The sequence below is a fragment of the Bradyrhizobium sp. CCBAU 51627 genome, from assembly GCF_028128765.1.
Lineage (GTDB): Bacteria > Pseudomonadota > Alphaproteobacteria > Rhizobiales > Xanthobacteraceae > Bradyrhizobium.
In genome coordinates, this window is record NZ_LBJG01000070.1 from 1 (window position 1) to 21980 (window position 21980).

General features: G+C 59.1%; 18 protein-coding genes and 2 pseudogenes. 12 read left to right on the forward strand and 8 right to left on the reverse strand.

Annotation, left to right across the window (positions count from 1 at the left end; all coding sequences use genetic code 11):
- Positions 1–95: 95 nt before the first annotated feature.
- Positions 96–3524, reverse strand: coding sequence for an AAA family ATPase (locus XH88_RS26115; protein ID WP_271671116.1), 3429 nt, complete (start codon positions 3522–3524; stop codon positions 96–98).
- A 647-nt stretch (positions 3525–4171) separates the two neighbouring features.
- Here XH88_RS26115 and XH88_RS26125 point away from each other — a divergent pair.
- From XH88_RS26125 to XH88_RS26155, 7 genes are all read left to right on the forward strand, one after another.
- Complete coding sequence (locus tag XH88_RS26125; protein WP_194462029.1) at positions 4172–4345, forward strand: hypothetical protein; 174 nt, start codon at positions 4172–4174, stop codon at positions 4343–4345.
- Between the two features lie 586 nt (positions 4346–4931).
- Entirely contained in the window at positions 4932–5168 is a 237-nt protein-coding gene (locus tag XH88_RS26130; RefSeq protein WP_271671117.1) for a phage integrase central domain-containing protein, read from the forward strand.
- 61 nt (positions 5169–5229) lie between these two features.
- Entirely contained in the window at positions 5230–5532 is a 303-nt protein-coding gene (locus XH88_RS26135; RefSeq protein ID WP_271671118.1) for a hypothetical protein, read from the forward strand.
- 340 nt (positions 5533–5872) lie between these two features.
- Positions 5873–7585, forward strand: a complete 1713-nt coding sequence (locus XH88_RS26140) for a pyrroloquinoline quinone-dependent dehydrogenase (RefSeq protein ID WP_271671131.1) — start codon at positions 5873–5875, stop codon at positions 7583–7585.
- 105 nt (positions 7586–7690) lie between these two features.
- Positions 7691–8038, forward strand: a complete 348-nt coding sequence (locus tag XH88_RS26145; RefSeq protein ID WP_442868473.1) for a c-type cytochrome — start codon at positions 7691–7693, stop codon at positions 8036–8038.
- A gap of 27 nt (positions 8039–8065) precedes the next feature.
- Positions 8066–8833, forward strand: coding sequence for a substrate-binding periplasmic protein (locus tag XH88_RS26150; protein ID WP_271671132.1), 768 nt, complete (start codon positions 8066–8068; stop codon positions 8831–8833).
- Positions 8834–9294: 461 nt separating this feature from the next.
- Positions 9295–10410, forward strand: coding sequence for an SMP-30/gluconolactonase/LRE family protein (locus XH88_RS26155; protein ID WP_271671120.1), 1116 nt, complete (start codon positions 9295–9297; stop codon positions 10408–10410).
- Positions 10411–10796: 386 nt separating this feature from the next.
- On the opposite strand, the gene XH88_RS26160 is transcribed toward XH88_RS26155, so the two are convergent.
- Positions 10797–10985, reverse strand: a complete 189-nt coding sequence (locus XH88_RS26160) for a hypothetical protein (protein WP_271671121.1) — start codon at positions 10983–10985, stop codon at positions 10797–10799.
- Positions 10986–11002: 17 nt separating this feature from the next.
- Positions 11003–11161 (reverse strand): hypothetical protein, encoded by a 159-nt coding sequence (locus tag XH88_RS26165; RefSeq protein WP_271671122.1) that lies wholly within the window; start codon positions 11159–11161, stop codon positions 11003–11005.
- A 220-nt stretch (positions 11162–11381) separates the two neighbouring features.
- On the opposite strand from XH88_RS26165, the gene XH88_RS26170 reads away from it, so the two are divergent.
- Positions 11382–12224 (forward strand): polysaccharide deacetylase family protein, encoded by an 843-nt coding sequence (locus XH88_RS26170; protein WP_271671123.1) that lies wholly within the window; start codon positions 11382–11384, stop codon positions 12222–12224.
- Between the two features lie 27 nt (positions 12225–12251).
- Here XH88_RS26170 and bcsS read toward each other — a convergent pair whose 3' ends face one another.
- The 4 genes and pseudogenes from bcsS to XH88_RS26190 form a co-directional block, all read right to left on the reverse strand.
- Positions 12252–13010: a cellulose biosynthesis protein BcsS gene (bcsS, locus tag XH88_RS26175; RefSeq protein ID WP_271671124.1), complete on the reverse strand. Its 759-nt coding sequence runs from the start codon at positions 13008–13010 to the stop codon at positions 12252–12254.
- 16 nt (positions 13011–13026) lie between these two features.
- On the reverse strand, positions 13027–15108 hold the full coding sequence (locus XH88_RS26180; RefSeq protein WP_271671125.1) for a glycosyltransferase family 2 protein: 2082 nt from the start codon (positions 15106–15108) through the stop codon (positions 13027–13029).
- Positions 15109–15336: 228 nt separating this feature from the next.
- Positions 15337–15558: pseudogene (locus tag XH88_RS26185) on the reverse strand (transposase); the annotation flags it as partial.
- Between the two features lie 24 nt (positions 15559–15582).
- Entirely contained in the window at positions 15583–15876 is a 294-nt protein-coding gene (locus XH88_RS26190; protein WP_271671126.1) for a DUF1127 domain-containing protein, read from the reverse strand.
- A gap of 173 nt (positions 15877–16049) precedes the next feature.
- Between XH88_RS26190 and XH88_RS26195 the strand changes: the two genes are divergently transcribed.
- Positions 16050–17603 (forward strand): winged helix-turn-helix domain-containing tetratricopeptide repeat protein, encoded by a 1554-nt coding sequence (locus XH88_RS26195; protein ID WP_271671127.1) that lies wholly within the window; start codon positions 16050–16052, stop codon positions 17601–17603.
- 238 nt (positions 17604–17841) lie between these two features.
- Here XH88_RS26195 and XH88_RS26200 read toward each other — a convergent pair whose 3' ends face one another.
- A complete protein-coding gene (locus tag XH88_RS26200) occupies positions 17842–19599 on the reverse strand; it encodes an adenylate/guanylate cyclase domain-containing protein (protein WP_271671128.1) in 1758 nt (585 codons plus the stop codon).
- A 708-nt stretch (positions 19600–20307) separates the two neighbouring features.
- Between XH88_RS26200 and tnpA the strand changes: the two genes are divergently transcribed.
- The 3 genes and pseudogenes from tnpA to tnpC all read left to right on the forward strand — a co-directional run.
- Positions 20308–20709, forward strand: coding sequence for an IS66-like element accessory protein TnpA (tnpA, locus tag XH88_RS26205; protein ID WP_271671129.1), 402 nt, complete (start codon positions 20308–20310; stop codon positions 20707–20709).
- Positions 20706–21053 (forward strand): IS66 family insertion sequence element accessory protein TnpB, encoded by a 348-nt coding sequence (gene tnpB / locus XH88_RS26210; protein WP_271671130.1) that lies wholly within the window; start codon positions 20706–20708, stop codon positions 21051–21053. The genes tnpA and tnpB overlap by 4 nt, the downstream gene beginning before the upstream one ends.
- Before the next feature lie 93 nt (positions 21054–21146).
- Positions 21147–21896, forward strand: a pseudogene (gene tnpC / locus XH88_RS26215) (IS66 family transposase); the annotation flags it as partial.
- Positions 21897–21980: the final 84 nt, after the last annotated feature.

The window sequence follows — 21980 nt, forward strand, 5'->3', positions numbered from 1 at the left end:
CGAATCAGAGACCTTATGGACTCACGATAATCGACGCGCCGGAAGCCATCCCTCCATCACTTTCGATTCAACTCAGTCGCCGGATGCTCTAGCAGCTAGCTGCCGTGATCCGGTTCGTCCTCTAATCCAGAAACTGAGCTCAACTCTTCCATCAGAGTCCTGGCCTCTTCCAGATCTGGCGTATGCCGACCCTCGGTGAACCAAGCGTATATTGGCTTCACGAGAGAGCTGGCTTCAAAATACCTGCCTTCGTTGATCCAATGCCGCCCAAGACAGATGGACGCACGCAACTCCCACCAGCGGGCTTGCTGTTGCCGCGCAATCGCCAACGATCGCTGTAATTCGGCCTCTGCCTGGCTACTCCTTCCGAGTCCTAGGTTGATGGTACCCCGCAGACGGTACAACTCGGCCTCAAAGAACCTCTCACCTGTTGCTTGGGCCAGCTGAACGCCTTCGTCCAACAGACGAAGTCCGACTTCGGGCTCTCCGAGCTTCGCATGAGCACGGCCGAGCTGACCCAAATAAAGAGTGCGGCGGCCACGTTCGGACTTGTGGTAAGTTGCTGCCAAAGCGCTGCGCATCAGTTCGATTCCGACTTGAAGGTCTCCTGCTTGGGCTAGTAGCGCTCCACGGAAAAAACGTGCTCTTCGTTCGATCGCCCCGAATTCATGCTCAACGCTGAGCGATATCGCCTCGTCCGCGTGAGCCAAGGCGCGCTGTGCATCGGCCCCGATTATGCCCAAAACGGCCATGTTCCCCAGAGCCAGGGCCGTCGTAAAGCTTTGTTGCCTCGCTCGAGCGAGAGTTTCGGTCCGCTCGAGCATCGTTGCAGACTGCTCAGGATAGCCAAGCAGTAACAAGGTCGACGAGAGCCACGCCAGGCTGTTCACCGCGTCGTCTACTCCAAAGCGGCGATAGCTCGACATCGTGGCTGGATTGGTTGAGCACAACGCCAGGGCTCGCTCCAGGTGTCCGCGTGCTTCCGCAAAGTCGCCTGTAAAATGCAGTGTCTGTCCAATAAAGCGAGTGGCTAGGACGGACACGCCAGGATGGTCGTACTCTGCAGCTAACGCAAGGCAGTGCCGGGCATCGTCGAGCGCTGTACTATATTCCGCCCGCATGCTGTGGGCCAGGTAGTTGCCCCATAATATCGTCATCCGTTCTTCCAGGCTGGCGCTTTCGCCGAGCAGTGCGCGAGCCCGCGAGAAGACTCGGGACGTTTCAGGCGCGGCGTCGCCCTCGGTCGCAGCGACTGCAGGTCCTAGCGCCATATAAAAATCCAGTTCCCTGCGGTCGCGTTGTGGCGAGCTCGGCAGTTGTTCGATCAGCTCCAGTCCTCGCGCGAGGTGCTTCACGGCCTCGGCATTGGACGAGCGGCCGAGCGCGCGTTTTCCGGCCTTGAGCCAATAATCCGTAGCCTGTTCAAGGAGACCCGCTTCGGTGAAATGGTGAGCCAGGATTTCCGGATCGTTCATGGCGGCCGCCGGGAATTCTTCCTCGAGGACCCGCGCTATCTGAGCATGTAGTTGGCGGCGGCGTCTTTTCAGCAGGCTTTGATAAGCCGCATCCCGCACCAAAGCGTGCTTAAACGTGTAGACGGCATCCGGCAAATCACCCTGGCGGAAGATGAGTCCGGCCTCCTCGAGTTCGGCGAGCGATTGCTGCAAACGTGCTTCTTCTCGATCGACCACGGCTCGAATCAGCAAATAAGAAAAGTCACGACCGATCGTGGCGCCAATTTGAGCGATCTCCTTCACTGAGTGCAGGCGGTCGAGCCGCGCCATGAGGGAATCGTGAAGGGTTTCTGGGATGGCGGAGAGTGGTAGCGAGCTCCCGATTTGATCCCGGGTCTGATTTTCAACCAGAATGCCTGCTTCGAGCACGGCCTTTGTGAGTTCCTCCACGAACAGCGGATTCCCGTCAGTCTTTGCAACGATCTGTTTCATCACCTCAGTCGGAAGCGCGCGGCCATTGGCGACCTGGGTGGCCACGTTTTTGACATCGCTCGGACTGAGCCGCCCAAGTGTCAAGCATCCGACGTTTGCAAGCCCCATCCAAGGAGGTTCGAACTCTGGCCGGGAGGTAACCAGCACGAGCATTGGCAGCAGTCGGGCTCGTTCTACGATGAGGTCGACCAATTCGAGCGTCGTGTCGTCCGCCCAGTGAACATCTTCGATGAGCAAGAGGATCGGCTGTTTGCGCGAACGGCTCTCAAAATAATCGAGCAACGCGGCAAGCGTGCGTCGACGCTGCTGTGCGGGGCTCAGCTGCAATTCTGGATAACTGCCCTCAAACGGGACAGATAGCAACGCAGCAAAAAGTGGCATCACCACTTCAACTTCGGGCGCTCTCAAAGCGAGCAGCGCCTCGAGCTTGTCCAGCCGCATCTCGGCGGTATCCTCGGCCTTAAACCCGGCGCTCCTCTCTAACTGCTCGATCACGGGATGAAGTGCACTGTTGGCGTGATAAGGCGAACACTGATAGCGAAATTGCATGAGTGGTTGCCGCCCGCCTGCACGTTCGGCTAGAGCTGTTGCAAGCCGCGATTTGCCGATGCCCGGCTCACCGGAAATGAGAACGATCTGGCCTTCGCCGGCGCGAGCCAAATCCTGACGCTCCAACAGGAACTCCAACTCCGCATCGCGGCCGATGAGATGGGTGAGCTCTGCCGGGCGCGCCGCCTCAAAGCGGCTCTTGGAAGCCGAAAGACCCTGAACGACCCATGCACTCACGGGCGTGCTGATGCCTTTGAGCTGGTGGGCGCCCAGGTCGCGAAGATCAAAGATATCGGCGAGAAGACGGCGCGTCGAGTCAGCCACAACCACCGTATTCGGCTCGACCAAGGCTTGCACCCGAGCCGCGACGTTAGGAGCACCGCCAACTACGGCATGCTCCCGAAGTTTGCCATCGCCGCCGAGGTCGCCGACAACGACCATTCCGGTAGCGATGCCGATCCGCACGGCAAGAGCTTCTCCTGCCCGCGTTTCAAGGCGTGCGACAGCTGTAATGATATCTAGTGCCGCTCTGACCGTTCGTTCGGGATCGTCCTCGTGCGCAATGGGATAGCCGAAGTAGGCAAGGATGCCGTCTCCGCGAAAGTCAGCGAGAAAGCCGTCATAGGAACGCGTTATACGAGCACAAGCGGCGTGATAGGCATCGATGACCGCGCCCATGTCTTCCGGGTCGAGCCGTGCCGCCAACGCGGTCGAGTCGACCAGGTCACAGATCATCACCGTGAGATGGCGGCGTTCCGCGTACTGCGGAACGGGGGCGTCCCCGGCACCAGGGGGAGGGCTGGCGGGAAGTGCACGTATCCCGCTCATGAGGCGCTTCCGGTCGCCCAGCGGGATACCAATTTTTTCGAGGTCGACTTCCGTCAGTTGCGACAACACATCGCAATCAATGGCGTTCGCAACGAACAGCGACTCATGCCGCCCCAATCCTAGCCCTCTCAGCCAAGTCCTGATTTCCATGGCAGGACCCTTCAGCATCTCAACGCCTGATCGTGGTTCGGGCAACTCCATCCTATTTCATCCAAGGACTGATTCAAGACGATCATACGGCACCGAAAATAGCACGCTGTCGGAGCTGGATGTGTGAATAGCCTCGCAATCCATCGCGTCTGAATCCCTGCGGGAACGCGGTAAGTGTCTCCTGCCGGAGGCATCCCGGCCGTGCGGCTGGGCTTCTCCTGACGTCGGCAGTCCGCGCCGAGACGGCGGCGTTCACTTTCGGTCATATCCCACTTGGAATAGCGCAAGCTGACGATTCAGCGTCGGTGTGAATCTCTGAATCGGCCGTTTGTAAATAACGCCACACGCCTACGCATACTGACGGCCGCCTGCTGAAGATCACCTTCGGTGAAATGCGCGAGATGGGGCTGCGCGGCGTGCTGGTCTATTGCCACTGCGGCCATCACGTTGCCTTAGATGCCAACGCTGGTCCGATGAAGTGCGGCTATCGGACCTCGAGCCGCGGTTCGTCTGTCGGAGTTGCGGCGGTCGGGGCGCCGAGGTTCGGCCTGACTTCAATCGGAACAAGCCTGTGGTCCCTGCGATGGGATATCGGAATACGGTGGCAACGTGACGCGCGTCACAGCGACCATCGCTGGAAGCGCGTACATCCTGCATCCGATGGCAATCAAGCCATACACAGAATAGGGAGAACGCAGATGAAGACGATTAGCGCTCGTGAACTGTCAGCCGCCGAGCTGGAAGCGGTTTCGGGAGGTTCTCCGAACCTCACTGTTCCAGCGGGTACGTTCGATAAGCTATTTGCGGCGATCGATAAGAATCTTGAAATGGTGAAGCAGCTGCCGAAGGGCGGGTACCTTCCGCCTGGCTAAGGCAGCGAAAGGCCGCCGCTCCAACGCTGACGCCATAGTCCTCGGAATGAAAGGCCGTCCATGCGGGCGGCCTTCTTGCTTGGTCTTTCGGGCCGCCGCGGCTTCTTGGTAAGGCCGCCAGCGTGAACCGGCGGGCCTCTTTGTCAGTTGTGGAAGAGCGGGAATGCTGGTCGATCTGCCATATCAATCCCGCTGATGGTCTGGCCCGTTATCGCAAGGCCAAGGCTCAGCTTGAAGCAAAGCCGTCCGACAAGTAGCCGGATCAGGCGCATGGGCACATTTCCGGCGCCTGCTGCTTGGCCTCGTCCGGATCATCATCCTCGCGGTCGCAGTCGTCGTACTCAAGGTCGCTGCAGGCACCCATCGCCCACCGGACTTGATCAAGGGTGCGATCGAGGGAGCCAAGGGACGGCTCGGCATCAATGACGAACTTGACTTGCTCGGGACGTCGCGTGTGATCGGTTGCGGCGGTGACCTTAAACCAACCTAGGCAACTGGGTGAGTGGGCGAAAATTCGGGAGAGGCGGAAAGCGCGCGAAGAAGCCAAGGCCGTCGAGGCCAAGGTTTTGTTGCCGATCTTCGAGGAATGCGCGGAGTCCTACATCCGGACGAACTGGTCATCTGGAGCGAGAAGCATCGCGATCAATGGCCATCTTCCCTCAAACGCTACGCCTGTCCCACGATTGGTAAGCTGACGATTCCGGAGATCAAGCCGAGCCACATCCATGATCTTTTGAAGCCCATCTGGGTGGAGAAGCGCGAGACTGCGAACCGCGTCCGCGGCCGGATCCCGTTTGCGCGCACCTATCCGGAGGGAACGTAAGACATGCGTGCGAATTGAAAGGCGTCGGCACTTCAGCCGGCACGCAAAAAGGAGCCCCTTCATGAGCAAGATCTATCTAGGAGTGGCGATCGGCGGAGCATTGCTGACGCTCGGCACATTCGCCAATGCGCAAGGAACTTCAACGGGTGGGTCGAGTGGTCACGATCTCAAGCAATGCTGGGACGTGGCCAACAAAGTGGTTCGTGACGTAAGCGGTGCCACTGCAACTGGCCCCTCTGGAAACACGACGGTTGGCTCAACAACGTCGCCGGGAGCCAATTCTGGCACCTCCGCGGCTCCTTCGTCCGGTACGAGTGCCAACGCCAATGCCACCTCGCGCCCCCAAGGAATTCCTGACTGCTAGCGATACGGCGCGCCATTAAACAGCGAGCGTGGTGGCACTTCCCCCACCCGGGGGCTTTTTTTTGGTCACCTCGATAGCGCCGTCATCCGCAAGCCTGTCGATTTCGGTAAGCAGCCTTGACGTTCACCGAGATGCTATTTTCCATCATTGCACAAGAGGTGATCTCAAGTACTCTATGATCGTTGGCGGGTGCACCGACCGCTCGGCTTGTTTTCATTTTCTGGACGAGCGACATTTGCTGCAACTGAAATCTGATGAGGAAGAGACCCCACGTTTGAACGGCGAACTTCTCGGAGCGGTTCACCCAGTCGACAAGACAAGAAAGCGGGAGGAACTCTACATGAAGCGGCGTGATGCTTGTTTACCTGTCCTTGTTGTTGGTATGGCGCTCACTGCGTCAACCGCGTTTGCGCAATCCGTGGACACGGCGCGGATCGAAGCTGCCGGTCAGAATGACTGGCTGACCTATCATGGCTCATACAAATCGTATCACTACAGCCCCCTATCACAGATCAATACGAATAACGTGGGCAACCTGAGTGTAGCCTGGATCCATATTCCGGGACGCTCGACCCGCGGGTTGCAATCGATGCCTCTGGCTGCTGACGGGGTGCTCTACTACACTGGCTCTTACAGTCGCACCTTCGCGCTGAATGGCGCTACGGGTGAGGTGATCTGGTCCTACTTCCCCGAGCTGGACGAGGCGTTGATCGCACGGCAGACACATTCCCCCTACAATCGTGGTGTCGCCATCGGCGAGGGGAAGGTCTACGTGGGAACGATGGATGGTCGTCTCATCGCGCTCGATATGAAGACCGGAAAGGTCATGTGGGACACCAAGCTGATCGATTCCCAGAAGCTCACTGTTGGTTTCACCGGGGCGCCGCTTTATGCCAAGGGCACAGTGGTGATCGGCGCGCAAGGCGGCGAATGGCCGGGCCGTGGCCCGATCTTTGGTGTTGACGCCGCCACCGGCAAGAAGAAATGGGAATTCCTGACGGTTGCCGGCACCGATGAGGCTATGAAGACCTGGGGCAACGACTCCTGGCGTACAGGCGGCGGCGGCGGCTGGATGCCTGGCACTTACGATGCTGAAGCCAATACTGTTCTGTGGGGCACTGCGAACCCGGCGCCGCTCTACGACTGGTCGGGAGCCGATTACAAGACACAGGGGGCGCGTCCCGGAGACAATCTCTACACAACTTCGGTGATTGCGCTCGATATCGATACGGGCAAGCTGAAATCCTATCATCAGGAATTGCCCCACGACGCCTGGGACTTTGACAGCGCGGTCGGCGAGTTCGTGATGCTCGATCGCGACGGCCAGAAGTATGTCGTCCATCCGAACAAGAGCGGCTACATCTTCGTTTATGACCGCAATCTTGGCGTCAAGAACGTCTGGCGGATCACGCAGAACAGCAATTTCGTTAAGGACATCGATCCCAAGACGGGTGAGCTGATCGGCCGTCGCGACTTCTCCGCCGGGAAGGTTTCCGAGCCCTTGTGTCCTCACATATCTGGTGGCGTGAGCTGGAACTCCGGATCCTACAACCCGAAGACGGGGCTGTATTACAAACTCGGGCAGGAATGGTGCATGACGCTCGAAGTTCAGAAGACAACTCCGATCGTTGCTCCTCAGGCCCAGCTCAACATCGGAGCCGACTTCAAGATCGCGCCGCCGCCCGGCGGCGAGATCTATGGCCATCTGGATGCACGTGATCCCATTACCGGCGCCAAGAAGTGGGAAGTCCGCTTCCCCGAGCCGCCGCTCGGAAGCGTGTTATCGACAGGAGGCAATCTGGTGTTCGTGCCGGACTCGCGCGGCACGGTTCATGCTTACGACGCCGACTCCGGTGCCGAATTGTGGAGCCATGGCGACGGCACCGGCCACCAGGGCGGCATTATCAGTTATGCCGTCAACGGCAAGCAGTACATTGCAGTCGTGGCCGGCTTCGGCGGCATGGCTTCGGATGACTACGCCCCGACATTCGGCGGCGTGTACAAGAGCATGCCGCGCGACGACGGCGCGCTCGTCGTCTACAGCCTTAAATGAAGCCGTAACGCGGGGAGGGAGCAGCTTGACGCGGCTCCCTCCCTGGACGCGGAGCTAATGAAGATCGACGCAAATTGCGTCCCTGAGAGATAGAGGCTTATGCGATTGGCTTGGCAGATCACCACGTTGTCGGCCGCGACAATGGTCGCTCTCTTTATGATTTCCACCTTGCCGTCTGGCGCGCAGCAAACCACTCCGGGCAATTCGGACAACCAACAGCTTGATGTCGCCCAGTTGTTCGCGACCACCTGTGGCTGGTGTCACTCCGATGGCGGTCGCGCCGCCGGTAAGGGGCCGCAGCTCATGGACACCAAGCGGGATGACGACTTCATCCGCAACCGCATCAAGCACGGCAAGGAAGGCGCAATGCCGGCGTTCGGCGCAACTTTCAGCGATGCGCAGATCGACCAGATCATCAAATACATTCGCACTCTGAAGCCACATGAAGGCTAGGCCACATTGATCTACATCCGCAATTCCATGAAGAGCTATCTCACCCTCGTGGTCAGCGCTTTTTGGGGACTCACCAACATCGCTCAGGCCCGTTCTCTCGATGCGATTCGCAGTTCCGGTGTGCTCGGCCTATGTGCCCATCCTAACTCGCTGCCATTTGCCAATAAGGCCGGCGATCCTCCGGGTTTTCAGATTGAGTTGGGCAATGCGTTCGCACGCGAGCTGGGCGTCTCGCTCAGGGCGGACTGGATTATCACTCAATACCAGATGCGCAGTGCTGGCTGTGACATCGTGCTCGACATCATCGCCGATCGTGAGGCGCAAGGCGAAACCAACCTGCGGATATCGAAACCCTATTATCGCACGGGGGTTGCGCTGGCGGTCCTCCCTGGAAGCCAACTCACGTCATTCAACAGCCTCGACGAGCACTCCAAGGTTGGCGTCCTGGTCGGCTCGATGGCCGCCATGACCCTCGGTCAGCGTCACGTGCCCACGTCAACCTTCGGATTTGAGGTCGACAGCCTCGAGGCTCTTGCCAATCATGAGATTGATGCGGCAGCGGTCACCCCGACGACGGCCAGCTATTTCAATCTGACTCATCCAGACAAGGCGGTCCGTATCCTCGAACTCGACGAGAACGAGGCGAACCTCAACTGGAATGTTGCTGTTGGCATGGTACGCCCGGACGATGACTTGCGCGAAGCCATCAACGGAGCGCTGGACCGTTTACGAACCGATGGTACGATCAATCGGATATACGGGCGCTACGGTGTCGTCCTGCAAGCGCCAAGGTAACCCCAAGATCGGGCACAGCACAGCCGGCGCCAGGTCTTAGGATGCATCGCGCCTGGAGCGATGATGAAACTCGATTAGGTAGCCGGGTGAGAGCAGGGGAATTCGGCCGCGCACACCTCGTTTTTTTTGGTGGCCACACTCGATCGTGACTGCCGCGAACCTCTGCAGGAAGTAGCATTCGTGGCCGGCTCTCCCCTTGCCGGCCGAAGCGAGAGGCTACGGCCCCAGTTCCCCTTGGTTAGGAGCTGGGGCTTTTTTCAGGGCTGGCTCAGCTCTTCTGGACGCGAGGGGAGTTCGGACCCGGATGCGAACATCACAATGCGATCCAGGGACTCGCAGGGCTCGACTTCTTGGTCGACCTTCCTTGTGCTACAATCTGGCCCGCTACTGAGCTTGGCAAGTAGCTTCGGATCATCGATCAGCATCTACCAAAAATATTCAACTTAGCTAGGGAGGTGACGATGAACAGGCGCGCGTTTCTCACCACAACGGCAGCCGCAACCATGGCGGTAAGCATCAAAGCGGTTTCGGCGGCGAGCGTCACGCCATTCGGTCAGACAGGGGCGCCCACCGCAGCAACCGCTCCCTTGCCGCTGGGACCGCTTCCCGGCAGCCGCTATCCGGACTCCCACCTGGAGTCTGCGAAGAAGGGTCCGCCAACGTTCGGCCCCGCCGATTTCCCGGCCTTCGCTGGCACCATGGCGGTCGAGCGCGTCGCAACGGGGTTTCGCTGGGCCGAGGGGCCGGTCTATTTCCCGGCCGGAAGATATGTGCTGTTCAGCGACATTCCCAACAACCGCATCATGCGCTTCTCGGAGGACGACGGTCATTGCAGCGTGTACCGCCAACCGTCGATGAACTCGAACGGCAACACCATCGATCGCGAAGGACGCCTGATCACCTGCGAGCATAGCGGCCGGCGGGTCACGCGAACTGAACTCGACGGCTCGATCACCGTCATTGCCGATAAGTACAACGGCAAGAAATTGAACTCGCCCAACGATGCGGTCGTCACCTCCGACGGCGCGATCTGGTTCACTGATCCGGCCTACGGGATCGGCGGCTTCTACGAGGGCATTAAAGCCGATCAGGAGCAGGAGAAGCACAACGTCTACCGTGTTGATCCGAAATCCGGGGACGTCAAGGTCGTCGTCGACGACTTCGTGGAGCCCAATGGCATTGCGCTCTCGCCTGACGAAAAGAAGCTCTATGTGATCGACACCGGCTTCACGGACGGACCCGACAACCCCTCGCATATCCGTGTTTTCGACCTCGACGCGGCGGCGGGTAAGGTGTCGAACAGCAAGGTCTTTGCGGAGATGCCCAAGCCGAGCATCACCGACGGGCTTCGCACTGATCGCGATGGACGTGTGTGGTGCTCTGTCGGTTGGGGCGATCCGAACGAGGACGGGGTCCGCTGCTACACCGCCGACGGCAAGCTGCTCGGCAAGATTCACATCCCGGAAACCGTCGCCAATCTCTGCTTCGGCGGCCAGCAACGAAATCGGCTGTACATCTGTGGCTCGAGTTCGCTCTATGCCGTTTACACCGGCGTGCAGGGCTCGATGAAGCCCTGAGATACCGCTGCCATAGAGGTCGTTGCAACCGCAGCTTAAGCCAGGTCCGTTTTTGGGGATCGGATGGACTTCCGGAAACCTCCGGGGTGCTTGATGCAAGCATCCCGGCGGGCTTCTTAGACGGCCAGTCTAATGTCCCTTTCATTGGGAGGATCGCAATACAACAAATAATCAAGGTGGTCGCAATGACTGCTCCTCTGGCAGGCGCCAGCCTGCCAGGCCGAACCACAAAGCCAGCTTCAGAGCGATAGCAAGCAGAAGCATCGAAAGGGCATGGTTTGCGCGGGCATGTCTCGCGATTTGAGACTACCGCCGGAGCGAGCACGGCGGAGCGATTTGAACAACACAGGCACGCTGAGCCATTGGCGGGCTTGCCCGGACAGGCCCTAAGGCAAAGCAGCGCGGCCAGCGGCAGTAATGCTGTACTCGACTTCGCCTGAAGCAAGCGGGTCGGCCTCGACCAGCCCGAGTTCGACAAGCCTGGCGACGATTTCATGGTCGAAGAGCGGGGTGCTGACCCACGGTTCGGAGGTCAGTTGCTTCAGGAACGCGCGCTCGATCTCGGTCAGGTCCACTTGCCTCCGCTCCGCTGTCACGAGGGGCCGAAAGCGCTGATGACGCCAATCGAGATGGGGACCAGTGCGACGACGGTCCACATGATGGGCGAGTTGGAGCCCAGCCCAGCAACGAAAATCCAGGCGCCAAAGCCCACAATGACCGCCGAGATGGCGTAGGCGAGCGCTTTGTCCATTGTCCGATCCAAAAGCAAGAGGATCAGTCGCGCCTGTAGGACTCGCGGCGAGCCAAAACGTTCCTATGTTCGGAGCGTCTTCGAATTGGACTTACGCTTCGCCATCAGCCCGAGATCGTGATGCCCGAGACTTTCGCGGGTTACGCTTGTGGAGGATTGTACCGGCCTTGCTGATGCCTAAGATCGTCCTCCAAAACAGTCGAATCCGAGCAAGAGCAATATGATTGACCAGCTGACGACATCTGTGCGATTTGGGATGCGCTTAGTTACTGCCGCTATCCTGATCATCTCTGGCGCGTACAGCTCGAGGGCTGCTGCTGATCCGGCACTCCCGGTCATTGTTTACCATCAAATTCGCGACACGCCCGACGGACCACCGGACAGCCTTGAGGCTATTTCGCTCGAGCGCTTCAAGTCGGAGATGAGCTATCTTCACGAGCAGGGCTACCTGACGCTGAGCGCGAGGGACATCGTTGACTACATGCGTCGTGCTGCGCCGCCTAGGACAAAGATGGTCGCCATTCAATTCGACGATGGCTGGAAATCGAGCCAACTCGCGTTACCGATACTGGATATGTACGGATTCAAGGCCACCTTTTGGATCATTGCCGGCAAGGGCATCGGCTGGCCGCATATGGATTGGAATGAGATCGAGGCCATCGCGCAAAATCCGCGCTACGACATTTATTCGCACAGCATGACGCATCCGTGGAAAGCTGGCGACACCATGATCGACTGGATGGAGGGCCGGACGCTTGATAAAGGGCCCGAGCAAGTGCGCTGGGAACTCACCGAGTCGCGTCGGTTGCTTGCCGAGAAACTCGGTCGACCTGTGCCATACCTCGCTTGGCCTGCGGGGCACTACAACGACCAGATGATCGAACTCGCGAAGGAGTCCGGCTACACGGCCTTGTTCACGATAGACAATGGCCTCAATCATCCCGGCGACGATCCGTTCCGAATTCATCGCACCATGGTTCACGGCGCCTGCGACATCCAGGTGTTCGCCCAGATTCTTGGCGACGGCATCTATCGGGACTGCAGTGGCGCATCGCCGAAATGACCGGCTGAGCGTCTCAGTAGATACCGATCAAAAGTCGCTCTGAACATTGACGCCCGCGTAAAAGCCCTTGCCGTAGCTGCTGTCCCGCACAAACCCTGCCGAGACGCCAGTGTTGAATCCTGCGAGCGTAAAGCCGCTTATATGTCCCCCGATACGGGTCTGATCATAGCCATGAACCCAGCTTCCGGAAAAGGCCGCTTCCGGTCCGACGAAAACGTTGGGCGCAATCGCGATCCCCGTCTTGCCTTGCATATAATAGAAATCCGAGGCCGTGTTGTAATGCGCCTGGACGTAGACCATCGTGTCGTTCGAGGGCTTCCCATATAGAGAGGTCAGAACTTTCAGACCGTATTTGATCGTGTTGGACGCGGCAAACCCGGGTGCAGCGTAGAGGTGGCTATCCACGAAAGTCGGACCAGCAGAGAGGATCCATGACCAGCCGTTCGGTGTGAACTGGTAGCCGCCGAGCACATCGACAGTTGCGTCAAGTCCAATACGCTTTTGACCGGCATCGGTCGTGCTGTAACGTCGCGCCGAAGCAACTCCCTGCACGCGCCAACCCTCGTCCCACAGATTACCGAATGGAGCGTAGGTTGCGGTGAGGTCTGTGTAAAAGGCACCGTAGGACGCAAAATCGCTCGTGCTCTGCAAATTAAAGCGCGGCGGCTCCGCGGCGGCGGCGCTAACGAAAGCGACACCAGACGCGAACGCCACACTCGCGAGCCATCTCAGCGCACTGCTCGAAATGTCAGTCGTCTTGGCCAGACAAGTGGAGTGCGTAAACACTACGGTCTCCCAGTGTTCATTGAGCTGGCTCCTCGGCAAGTTGCACTGCCAGTTCGCCGGCCGACTCACGATCGACCGAGCCCAGCCCAATGCCTACCTTGACGTCAACCAGAGCCTCGCGCCAGCCAATCAGGCGCCCGAAGCCATAAAGAAAGAAAGCGACATTAGCGGCCGAAAAGCCAAAGAACAGAAGGTTGCCGGACCACAGATTCAACAAGGCTGAAACGACGGCGGTGATCAGCAGGATTGCCAAGCTGATCAGGTGGGAAGCCGGCGCGGCCGTCCGTCCCTCAATCTTTGGTGTGCGCGCGAACGCGCTCTTGCGTCCGGTCATGATCTGCTCGACGGAAGAGTACACACCGGCCAGATTGATGGGAATGAGCAGCAGCGTCAGGGCATAGACGCGCAGGATATCGCGTCCCTTATAGCCACACCGGACCAAATCCCGGCCATAGAGCAGATAATAGGGAGCGGCCGCAATTGGGAACCAAACATTCGAAAATTCGCGACCGAACGGCACGACCAGAAGCAGGAGCAGGCCGATATTTGCGAGCGCAGGCGAGAGCAGGTAGTGCGAACGGATGAGGGTCTCAAGCCAGCCTGCTGCACGGCCCCGCCAGAGTTCAAGAACGCCCGGAAAGATAATCAATCCGCCATTTGCCCACCGCCGGCGCTGGATGACGAGAGCGCCGAAGTCCGGAGGAGTCGCGCTGTAGGCCAGTCGCTCCGGGTGGTTGTACAACCGCCAGCCGCGGGCCACGAGATCCACAGTTGATCCCGTATCTTCAATCAGTGTCTTGTCCTGAATGAAGATGGGCACGGTATGGCCGCGCTCTTCGACCATCGTTCTGATCTCATCGAGGGCCGCATAGCGAAGGACTGCATTGGCGCCCACCCAGAACGTCGCATTGAAGGCGGTAAAGCCCTGATGCACGAGATATTGAATATCGGTCGTCGCACCCGCCACTCGCTCCAGAACCGAAGACGGATTGGGATACGCCGAATACGGCGTCTGCGCGATGGCAATACGAGAATCTGCTTCCATGATGGAAACGAGCTTCGTGATGTAGCCGGGTAGGATAATGCTGTCCGCGTCGATGGTGACGACATAGTCCGCGGCCGGCACAGCGAAACTGGCTTCGTCTTCGTCGCAATCGAGAAGGATGGGAGCGCCGTCCGAGCCCTTTAACACGCGAAACGCGCGACCCATCAGCCCGATGTAGCTGTTGAGATTCATGGCCTTATTCGGCGCGTGCGAAAGGTTGGCGAAGCGCTTACGTTCGAAGCTGTGGATTGGCGCAGCAAACAAGCTGATCAGCCGCTGATACTCGAGGCGAAGCTGCCGTGGGTCGACTTCGTCTTCCTCATACCGAAACCTTGCGGCCCGCGCGCGATGTTCGTCTGACAAACGGCGAATGACTTCGCGCGCAAATACCTCGTCCGAGTGGGCAAAGGCCGGCTGAGAGCGCTCGGCATAACGCCTGCCTACGATGTCGACGAATTCCGAGGCTTCTTCATAAAGGTCGGCAAGAATGATGCGCTCGTCCCCCGCAACGGGCCCGGCCGATTGCATCCGAAGATGATGGGCTTCCGCGGCATCTCGAAAACGCTGCGCTGCCCGATGGAAAAAGTCGTCGAGTTCGTCGATCAGTTCGCGCGTTGCGTTGAGCGAAACGAGATCCGCGCCGGTGCAACCGGGAGGGTCGTCAATAAGTACCGTGATCCGTCGATTGGCATACTCAGAAAGAGCCGCCGACAGTACGGTCTGCATCACGACCGCGATATGCTCCTTGTACGAGGGAATGACAATGCTGACACGCGGCGGCTTTTCGCCGTCACGGAAGACCTTAGGATCTCTCGCGTCATTTTGGTGAGCGAAGTGTCGCCTGATTTGGCCGAGCCTCGTCATTTGGTAGACGATGTTGCCATAGAACAAGCTGAGCAAGGCTGCACAGAATACAATGACAAGCAGCAGCTTCTTGACGGACAGCCCATCAGGACTCCACGTCATGCTGTAGATCAGGCTTGTCAATCCAAGCATGAGTGCAAGCGCGCTAACAACCATTGCTGCGCGCGTCATCAGAATCTCGATCTTCATTCGGGGGGCTAAAGCTCGGGTGTGAATCAGAGCGATGAGGTAGCGTACCGACTTTGTCCCAAATGGGACCACTGGCCGCGCCTGAGCATTTCCACCTGGATGTATCCGATTTGCAACGCGCGGATCGGTATTTTAGTGCTGCTCAATGCTCGAAATCGTCGTTATCTCCTTTGCGGACAACTCACAGCTGCGAAAGTGCTCGGTCGGCGAGCGCTTCTAGGTGGTGAACTAGGACGCGGACTCATTAATGCGCAGCCATAGCCTGATCGACGCGAGTTGAACGAGGGCATGATAGTTTGCGGCGAGCCTGTCGTAGCGCGTCGCCACCCGACGACATTGTTTGATCCTGTTGAAGAACCGCTCGACCTGGTTGCGAGCACGGTAGAGATGGGGGCTGAAGCAGATCGGATCGCTGCGATTGCTTTTCGGTGGGATGTTCGGCCATGCGCCCGGTCGAAACGGCGCTGTTGACCCCTAGCGGAAGTCGATGGGCCCCATTTCCACCGTTGGCAGGTATCGCAGCCATTCGCCGGATCTGATGCCTCGCGGATCAATACTTCGGTGCGAGGCGACGTAGTCGATCTCTCCGCGCGTGGTGCCGATGTCCATCAGCTCCGCGTCGCTTAAGTTTGACAAGGTGGCGCGCAATTTTTGGCGTTCGCGGCGCTCCCGATAGGCATCCCAATATTTCCAGATGAAGCTGGCGACATGCCGGGTCGGTCCGGATGTCCGGTCCAGCCACGTTGCGCCGTGCGTCGTCGCGCTCATTGCGGTGTCTCCTGGGACGGTGTTTTTCCAACGGCACGAAGGTGCCGCGAGATCGGCGGGCTCACTTGACCGGCAGCTTACATTTTCCTCACCGGCAGCTTATTCTTGCGATTTGCAGCGAGGCCAAAACGCTACCCGGTTATCGGGGGCTCTCGTCCAAGGGGATTCGCATCTTGCGCTATCTCTTCGAGGATTACGCATTCGACCCTGACCGGCGCGAGTTGTATCGCGGGGCGGACGTCGTCCGCATTGCACCGCAGGTGTTCGATCTGCTCGATTATCTGATCCGCAACAGGGAGCGGGTTGTCAGCAAGGACGACCTCATCAAAGCCATTTGGAATGGGCGCAGCGTTTCGGATGCAGCACTCACGACCCGGCTGAATGTCGCCCGAAGCGCAATCGGCGATTGCGGGGAGGAACAGCGACTGATCAAGACGCTGCCGCGTAAGGGATTCCGTTTCGTCGGACAGGTGCAGGAGGCGCGAGAGGTTGCAGGTCCAAATCCGGGCGATACGCCCGAGAGCGGTCCTGCAGTTCCCGACAAGCCCTCCATCGCCGTGCTGCCGTTCGCAAACATGTCTGGCGATCCCGAGCAGGAGTACTTCGCGGACGGGATGGTTGAGGAGATCACGACCGCGCTTTCGCGGTTCAAATGGTTGTTCGTGATCGCTCGCAATTCGAGTTTCACTTTCAAGGGCAAAGCGGTCGACATCAGGGAAGTCGGGCGCAGGCTTGGCGTGCGCTATGTCCTCGAGGGGGCGGTGCGCAAGGCGTCGGGGAAAGTTCGCATCACGGGCCAGTTGATTGAAGCGGCTACGGGCGCACACATTTGGGCGGACAAGTTCGAGCGTGACATGACGGATATTTTCGCGTTGCAGGACGAAGTCACGCTCGCCGTCGTCTCAGCCATTCAGCCGAAATTGCTTCAAACAGAAATTGAAATAGCGACGCGGCGGCGACCGGAGAACCTCACCGCATATGATTTCTATCTCCGAGCCACACAGCAGCTCTATTTGATGACCCGGGAAGGGTTGGCCGAGGCGATAAGGCTGGCTCATGGCGCTTTGGAGCTAGACTCTCGGTTCGGCTTTGCTGCTGCTCTGGCAGGTGTATGTCACATGAACAACGTCGTTTTAGGCTATGCGATTGATCGTCAATTCGAGCGCAAGGAAGCAGTTCGGCTTCTTCGCTTGGCCTTGAGCGTCGACGATAGCGATCCAGAAACATTAGCATTTGCTTGCGTAACCCTGGCGTTCTTGACAGGCGATTGTGAAGGTGCGGTCGAAATGGCAGACCGGGCGGTCGCGCTCAACCCCAATTCATTTAACGCATGGCACAACCGAGGCTGGGTTTACAAAATTGCAGGGTTGCCGGAGGAAGCGATCCGGAGCTTTGAACGTGCCATGCGAATGAGCCCGGTAGACCCGCAACAATTCACAGCGTTAACCGGGATGGGATTTGCCTTTATTGAGCTTCGTCGCTTTGACGAGGCCATCATTGCAGGGAAGAAAGCCCTGCGTCAGAACCCCTCCTATCCAGGACCATACCGCTGCCTCGCATCCGCTTTCGCCCATCTCGGACGCGACGCCGAGGCCCGTGAGGCGGCGGCTCGTATGCTTGCGATCGATCCCGCTTTCACGATATCGGCGTGGATCGCTCGGAGCCAGCTATCAAAAACTGCGACGCTGATGATCGAGGGTTTTCGGAAAGCGGGATTGACCGAATGAGCGATGCTCGTCCGCATCGACAGGCTGATCTATAGGGCGCGATCTGCTGCAGTGCTTGAGTCTCCTGTTGGCCCATCGCGAGATATTGCACCGCCGCGCGATCTCGGTCGCTAACGAGGCATAGCGGAAGTTGACGGGTAGCCGCATATGACAAAGGACGACGCTCGTGACCCATCTCGGACTCTCCGCAAGAAGGTGAGAGCGTTGTTCTGATTGGCGGCCAACTGCCTCCCGGCGGTCACTTCATCGGAACACCTGCACGGGCGAGCCCGTCACGATAGTGAGCAATATCCGCCGGATTCTTCCAGCGAAAATTCCTTAAATGCCGTTCAATAGTCAGGCCAGGCGCGTGGGCCAAGAATTCCTCGGCTGCTTTAGCAGCCTCGACACTCCTACCCAGCTCGGCGAGCGCCGCGGCTCGGACTCCCAACACCTGCAAATGATCCGGATTACCATAGAGGGCCTTCCTGGCCCAGGATAGCGCTGCGTCGTGGTTGCCAAGCAAGAAATGGCCGAACGCACTCATTGCCGCCCAATGATAAGCCTCGTGGTTGTTGGGACTCATTCGCAGTGCGGTCGAAAACATCTCAAGCGCTCGGACATGATCTCCAGCTGTGAAATAGCACTGTCCGAGAACTCCTCGCACAGTGGAATCGTGCACATTGAGCTCGACTGCGTGCCTACCGGCTTCTATCGCCGCGTCCTGATTGCCTGCGAAAGCATTTACGAATGCGAACGCAGCAAATGCCATCGGAGATCGCGGGTCAAGCCGCACTGCTTGCTGCGTCAGTTGCAATGCCTCAGACCACAATTCTCTTGTGCTGCGAGTGATTCCAACCTGTACACTGTGCACTAGCACGATCGCGAGCCAACCCTTAGCCTCCGCCAACGTAGGATCATGTTCGATCGCTTTGCGGAACCAGGCCGCCGCCAGCTGAAAATCGCTGCTCGAAGCGGCATACCAGTGGAAAAGTCCTTTCAAGTAGCAATCCCACGCGGATAGCTCCGCGCTCGTGAGCCGCGCATGGGTCTTGGTTTCGACCTTGTCAATCTCTGGCGCGATGCAAGCGGCCAGATCAGTCGTTATCTCGTCCTGGATAGCGAACAGATCATTGAGGTCACGATCGAAGCGCTCGGACCAAAGCTGCTCGCCAGTTTCTGGCGCCACAAGCTCGGCGGTCACGCGGACCGTGTTCCCTGCTCGTCGCACAGAGCCCCTGACGATGTATGTGGCGTCGAGCTCCCTGGCGATCAGCCGGACGTCATGCTTCCCTTTGAAACGGAACGTCGAATGCCGGCTGAGAATACGAAAAACGTCTTGCCGTGAAAGGGCGTTGATCAGGTCCTCGGTCATTCCGTCAGAAAAATATTCGTCTTCCTTGTTGTCGCTGTGGTTTTCGAACGGCAAAACGCCGACCACTGCCACTGCTCCCCTTGGCTTGGTCTCCGATGTTTTGCTTGCCGGAGCAACCGGACCGGCGGACGTTTCAGGGCTCCATGACCAAACTTTGGTGGGCTGCTCAATGTTCTTGAGCGAATGTACGCCAGCGTCATCGAAGGCGGCGTCAATATGCCCTCGAACTTCCGTGTGGGCTTTCTCCGAAATTGCGATCCCGCCCGGCGGTGCCAGAGGTTCAATCCGTGCAGCGATATTGACCCCGTCGCCAAACAGGTCATCTTCATCGACAATCACATCTCCCATGTGCACGCCGATTCGAAACCGCATGCGTCGATCATCAGGCAATTGTGCATTGCGCGACGCCATCAGTTGCTGTGCCTCGATCCCAGCGGTAACTGCACCGACAACGCTTGGAAATTCCAGCAGCAGACCATCGCCTGTGGTCTTAACGATCCTGCCGCCGTGATTAAGGATGACCGGATCCAAGGCCGCACGGTGAGCCTTCAGGCTCGCCAGAGTGCCGGCTTCGTCAGCTCCCATCATTTTAGAGTAGCCAACGACGTCAGCGCAGACCACCGCTGTCAGACGACGTTCCATTCTCGCCTCGAACGGATGCTTCGCTCATCAACCGAAACATTGATCTCAAACCGCACTCAAATCAATCGCTTTCCATAATTGCTAAGCCGGGGGACACCCGCGAGGGCGGAAGTTCGTCGGACTGGGAGCTGCGCAGCAATCTGAGCGTGCGCATGGCCTGTCGAATCGAGTCGGGATTGTTTAGTATAAGAGTCCGGTATTGGCCCTTCGCTTCCGTTAGGGCGTTGCGGCGAGATGTGCGGGGTTGGGGGTAAAGCGGAGGCTCCCCACCACTGGTCAAAACGGCGCTGTTGACCCTTAGCGGAAGTTTGCTCTAGCCGGAGCCAACTTGTCGTGCTCTTAGTTTAGGGCTGGCTTTATCTTTGGCCGCGCGGTCGGCCTAGTTCGTAGCGCGCTTACTCCGTGGAGTGGCAGCCATGGTGAAGAACCTCATAGCCGGATTTGTCGTAGTGGTTTTGATTGTCATGGGCGTGCTTGCTTATGCCCAGAAACATGAAGGGTGCTTGCGCGGACGCTCGCTCCACACCTTCCAGCCCTGCGGATCAATCGGCCCTGACATATAGCGCGGCCCGCGACGTCGCGATTGCGCCGCCGCACGAACCCGGCCGCTATGGGGGCGAAGCGTAAGCCTCCGGTGGGGGCCGTCTTCCCGGATTGTGCTTGAGCGTGAGATGATTTGCTCATTAATTCGCAAGCAAATGAGCAAACGTGTCGACGGTTACGGTTCTGTCCGGTCCTGAGCGGCGACGGCGGTGGACGAGTGCCGAGAAGCTTCGGATCGTGGAGGAGAGTCTGGCGCCTGGGGCCAGTGTTGTCGAGGTTGCTCGACGACATGACGTTCACCGCAATCTGGTTACGGCTTGGCGGCGGCAGGCGCGGACCGGCGTCCTCGCTTGCGGGCCCGAGCCGATGCAGCGGCAGGATGACGAGGTCCGTTTTGCGGCAGTCTCCATTGCGCCAGACCGGCCACCGTTGACGGCGCCCTCAGGAAGCTGCGGTGCGATCGAGATTGAGTTCGCGGCCGGGGCTCGGATGCGGATCACCGGTGCGGTTGACGCGGCGACGCTGACCGCAGTCGTGGCGGCGCTGACCGATGGACGGCCACGATGATCCCGTTCCCGGCCGGCGTGCGGGTATGGCTCGCGACCGGCTATACCGACATGCGGAAGGGCTTTCCGTCGCTGGCCTTGCAGGTTCAGGAGATCTTGCATCGCGACCCGCTGGGCGGCCACCTGTTTTGCTTCCGCGGTCGCCGCGGCAACCTGCTGAAGGTGATCTGGCATGACGGCCAGGGCGCCTGCCTGTTCACAAAACGCCTGGAGCGCGGCCGCTTCATCTGGCCGAGCCCGGCCGAGGGTGTGGTGACGATCTCGTCGGCGCAGCTCGGTTATCTCTTGTCCGGGATCGACTGGCGGCACCCACAAGAGACGTGGCGGCCGACATCGGTCGGATGAGGCTTTGAGCTTGCGGATCGTGATGGATGTGATTCCATCGCCATCGTGACCACATCTGAATCGCTTCCCACCGATCTTGCCGCCGCGCATGCGATGATCCTCGCGGAGCGCGCCGCGCGCGTTCAAGCCGAAGCGGTCGCGGCGAGCGCCAAAGCGGAAGCTGCCAATGCGAAGGCGGCCGAGGCACTGATCGGTTACCTCAAGCTCGAGATCGAGAAGCTGCGTCGCCAGATTTACGGCAGCCGCTCGGAGCGCAAGGCACGGCTCCTGGAGCAGATGGAGCTTGAGCTCGAAGAGCTGGAAGCAACCGCAACCGAAGACGCGTTGGCGGCTGAGAGGGCGGCAGCCAAGGCGCAGACGGTACAATCCTTCCAGCGCAAGCGTCCGTCGCGCAAACCGTTCCCGGACCATTTGCCGCGCGAGCGGGTCGTGGTCGCCGCACCGCAGAGCTGCCCTTGCTGCGGCTCATCGAAGCTATCAAAGCTGGGCGAAGATATTACCGAGACGCTGGAGGTTGTTCCCCGGCAATGGAAGGTGATCCAGACCGTGCGCGAGAAGTTCTCATGCCGGGACTGTGAGACGATCAGCCAGCCGCCGGCCCCCTTCCACGTGACGCCGCGCGGCTTTGCCGGGCCGAACCTGCTGGCAATGATCCTGTTCGAGAAGTTTGGCCAGCATCAGCCCTTGAACCGGCAGAGCGAGCGCTACGCCCGGGAGGGCATCGATCTGAGCCTGTCGACACTGGCTGACCAGGTCGGCGCCTGTGCGGCGGCCCTGCAGCCGCTTTATCGGCTGATTGAGCGCCATGTCCTCTCCGCCGAGCGGCTGCACGGCGATGACAGTGTGCTGCAGAAGCACACAGAAAGGATGATCGAGATGGTCTGAGAATCTGTGTGCATAAGCTGCGGTAGCGATGAGGGCAGGCCC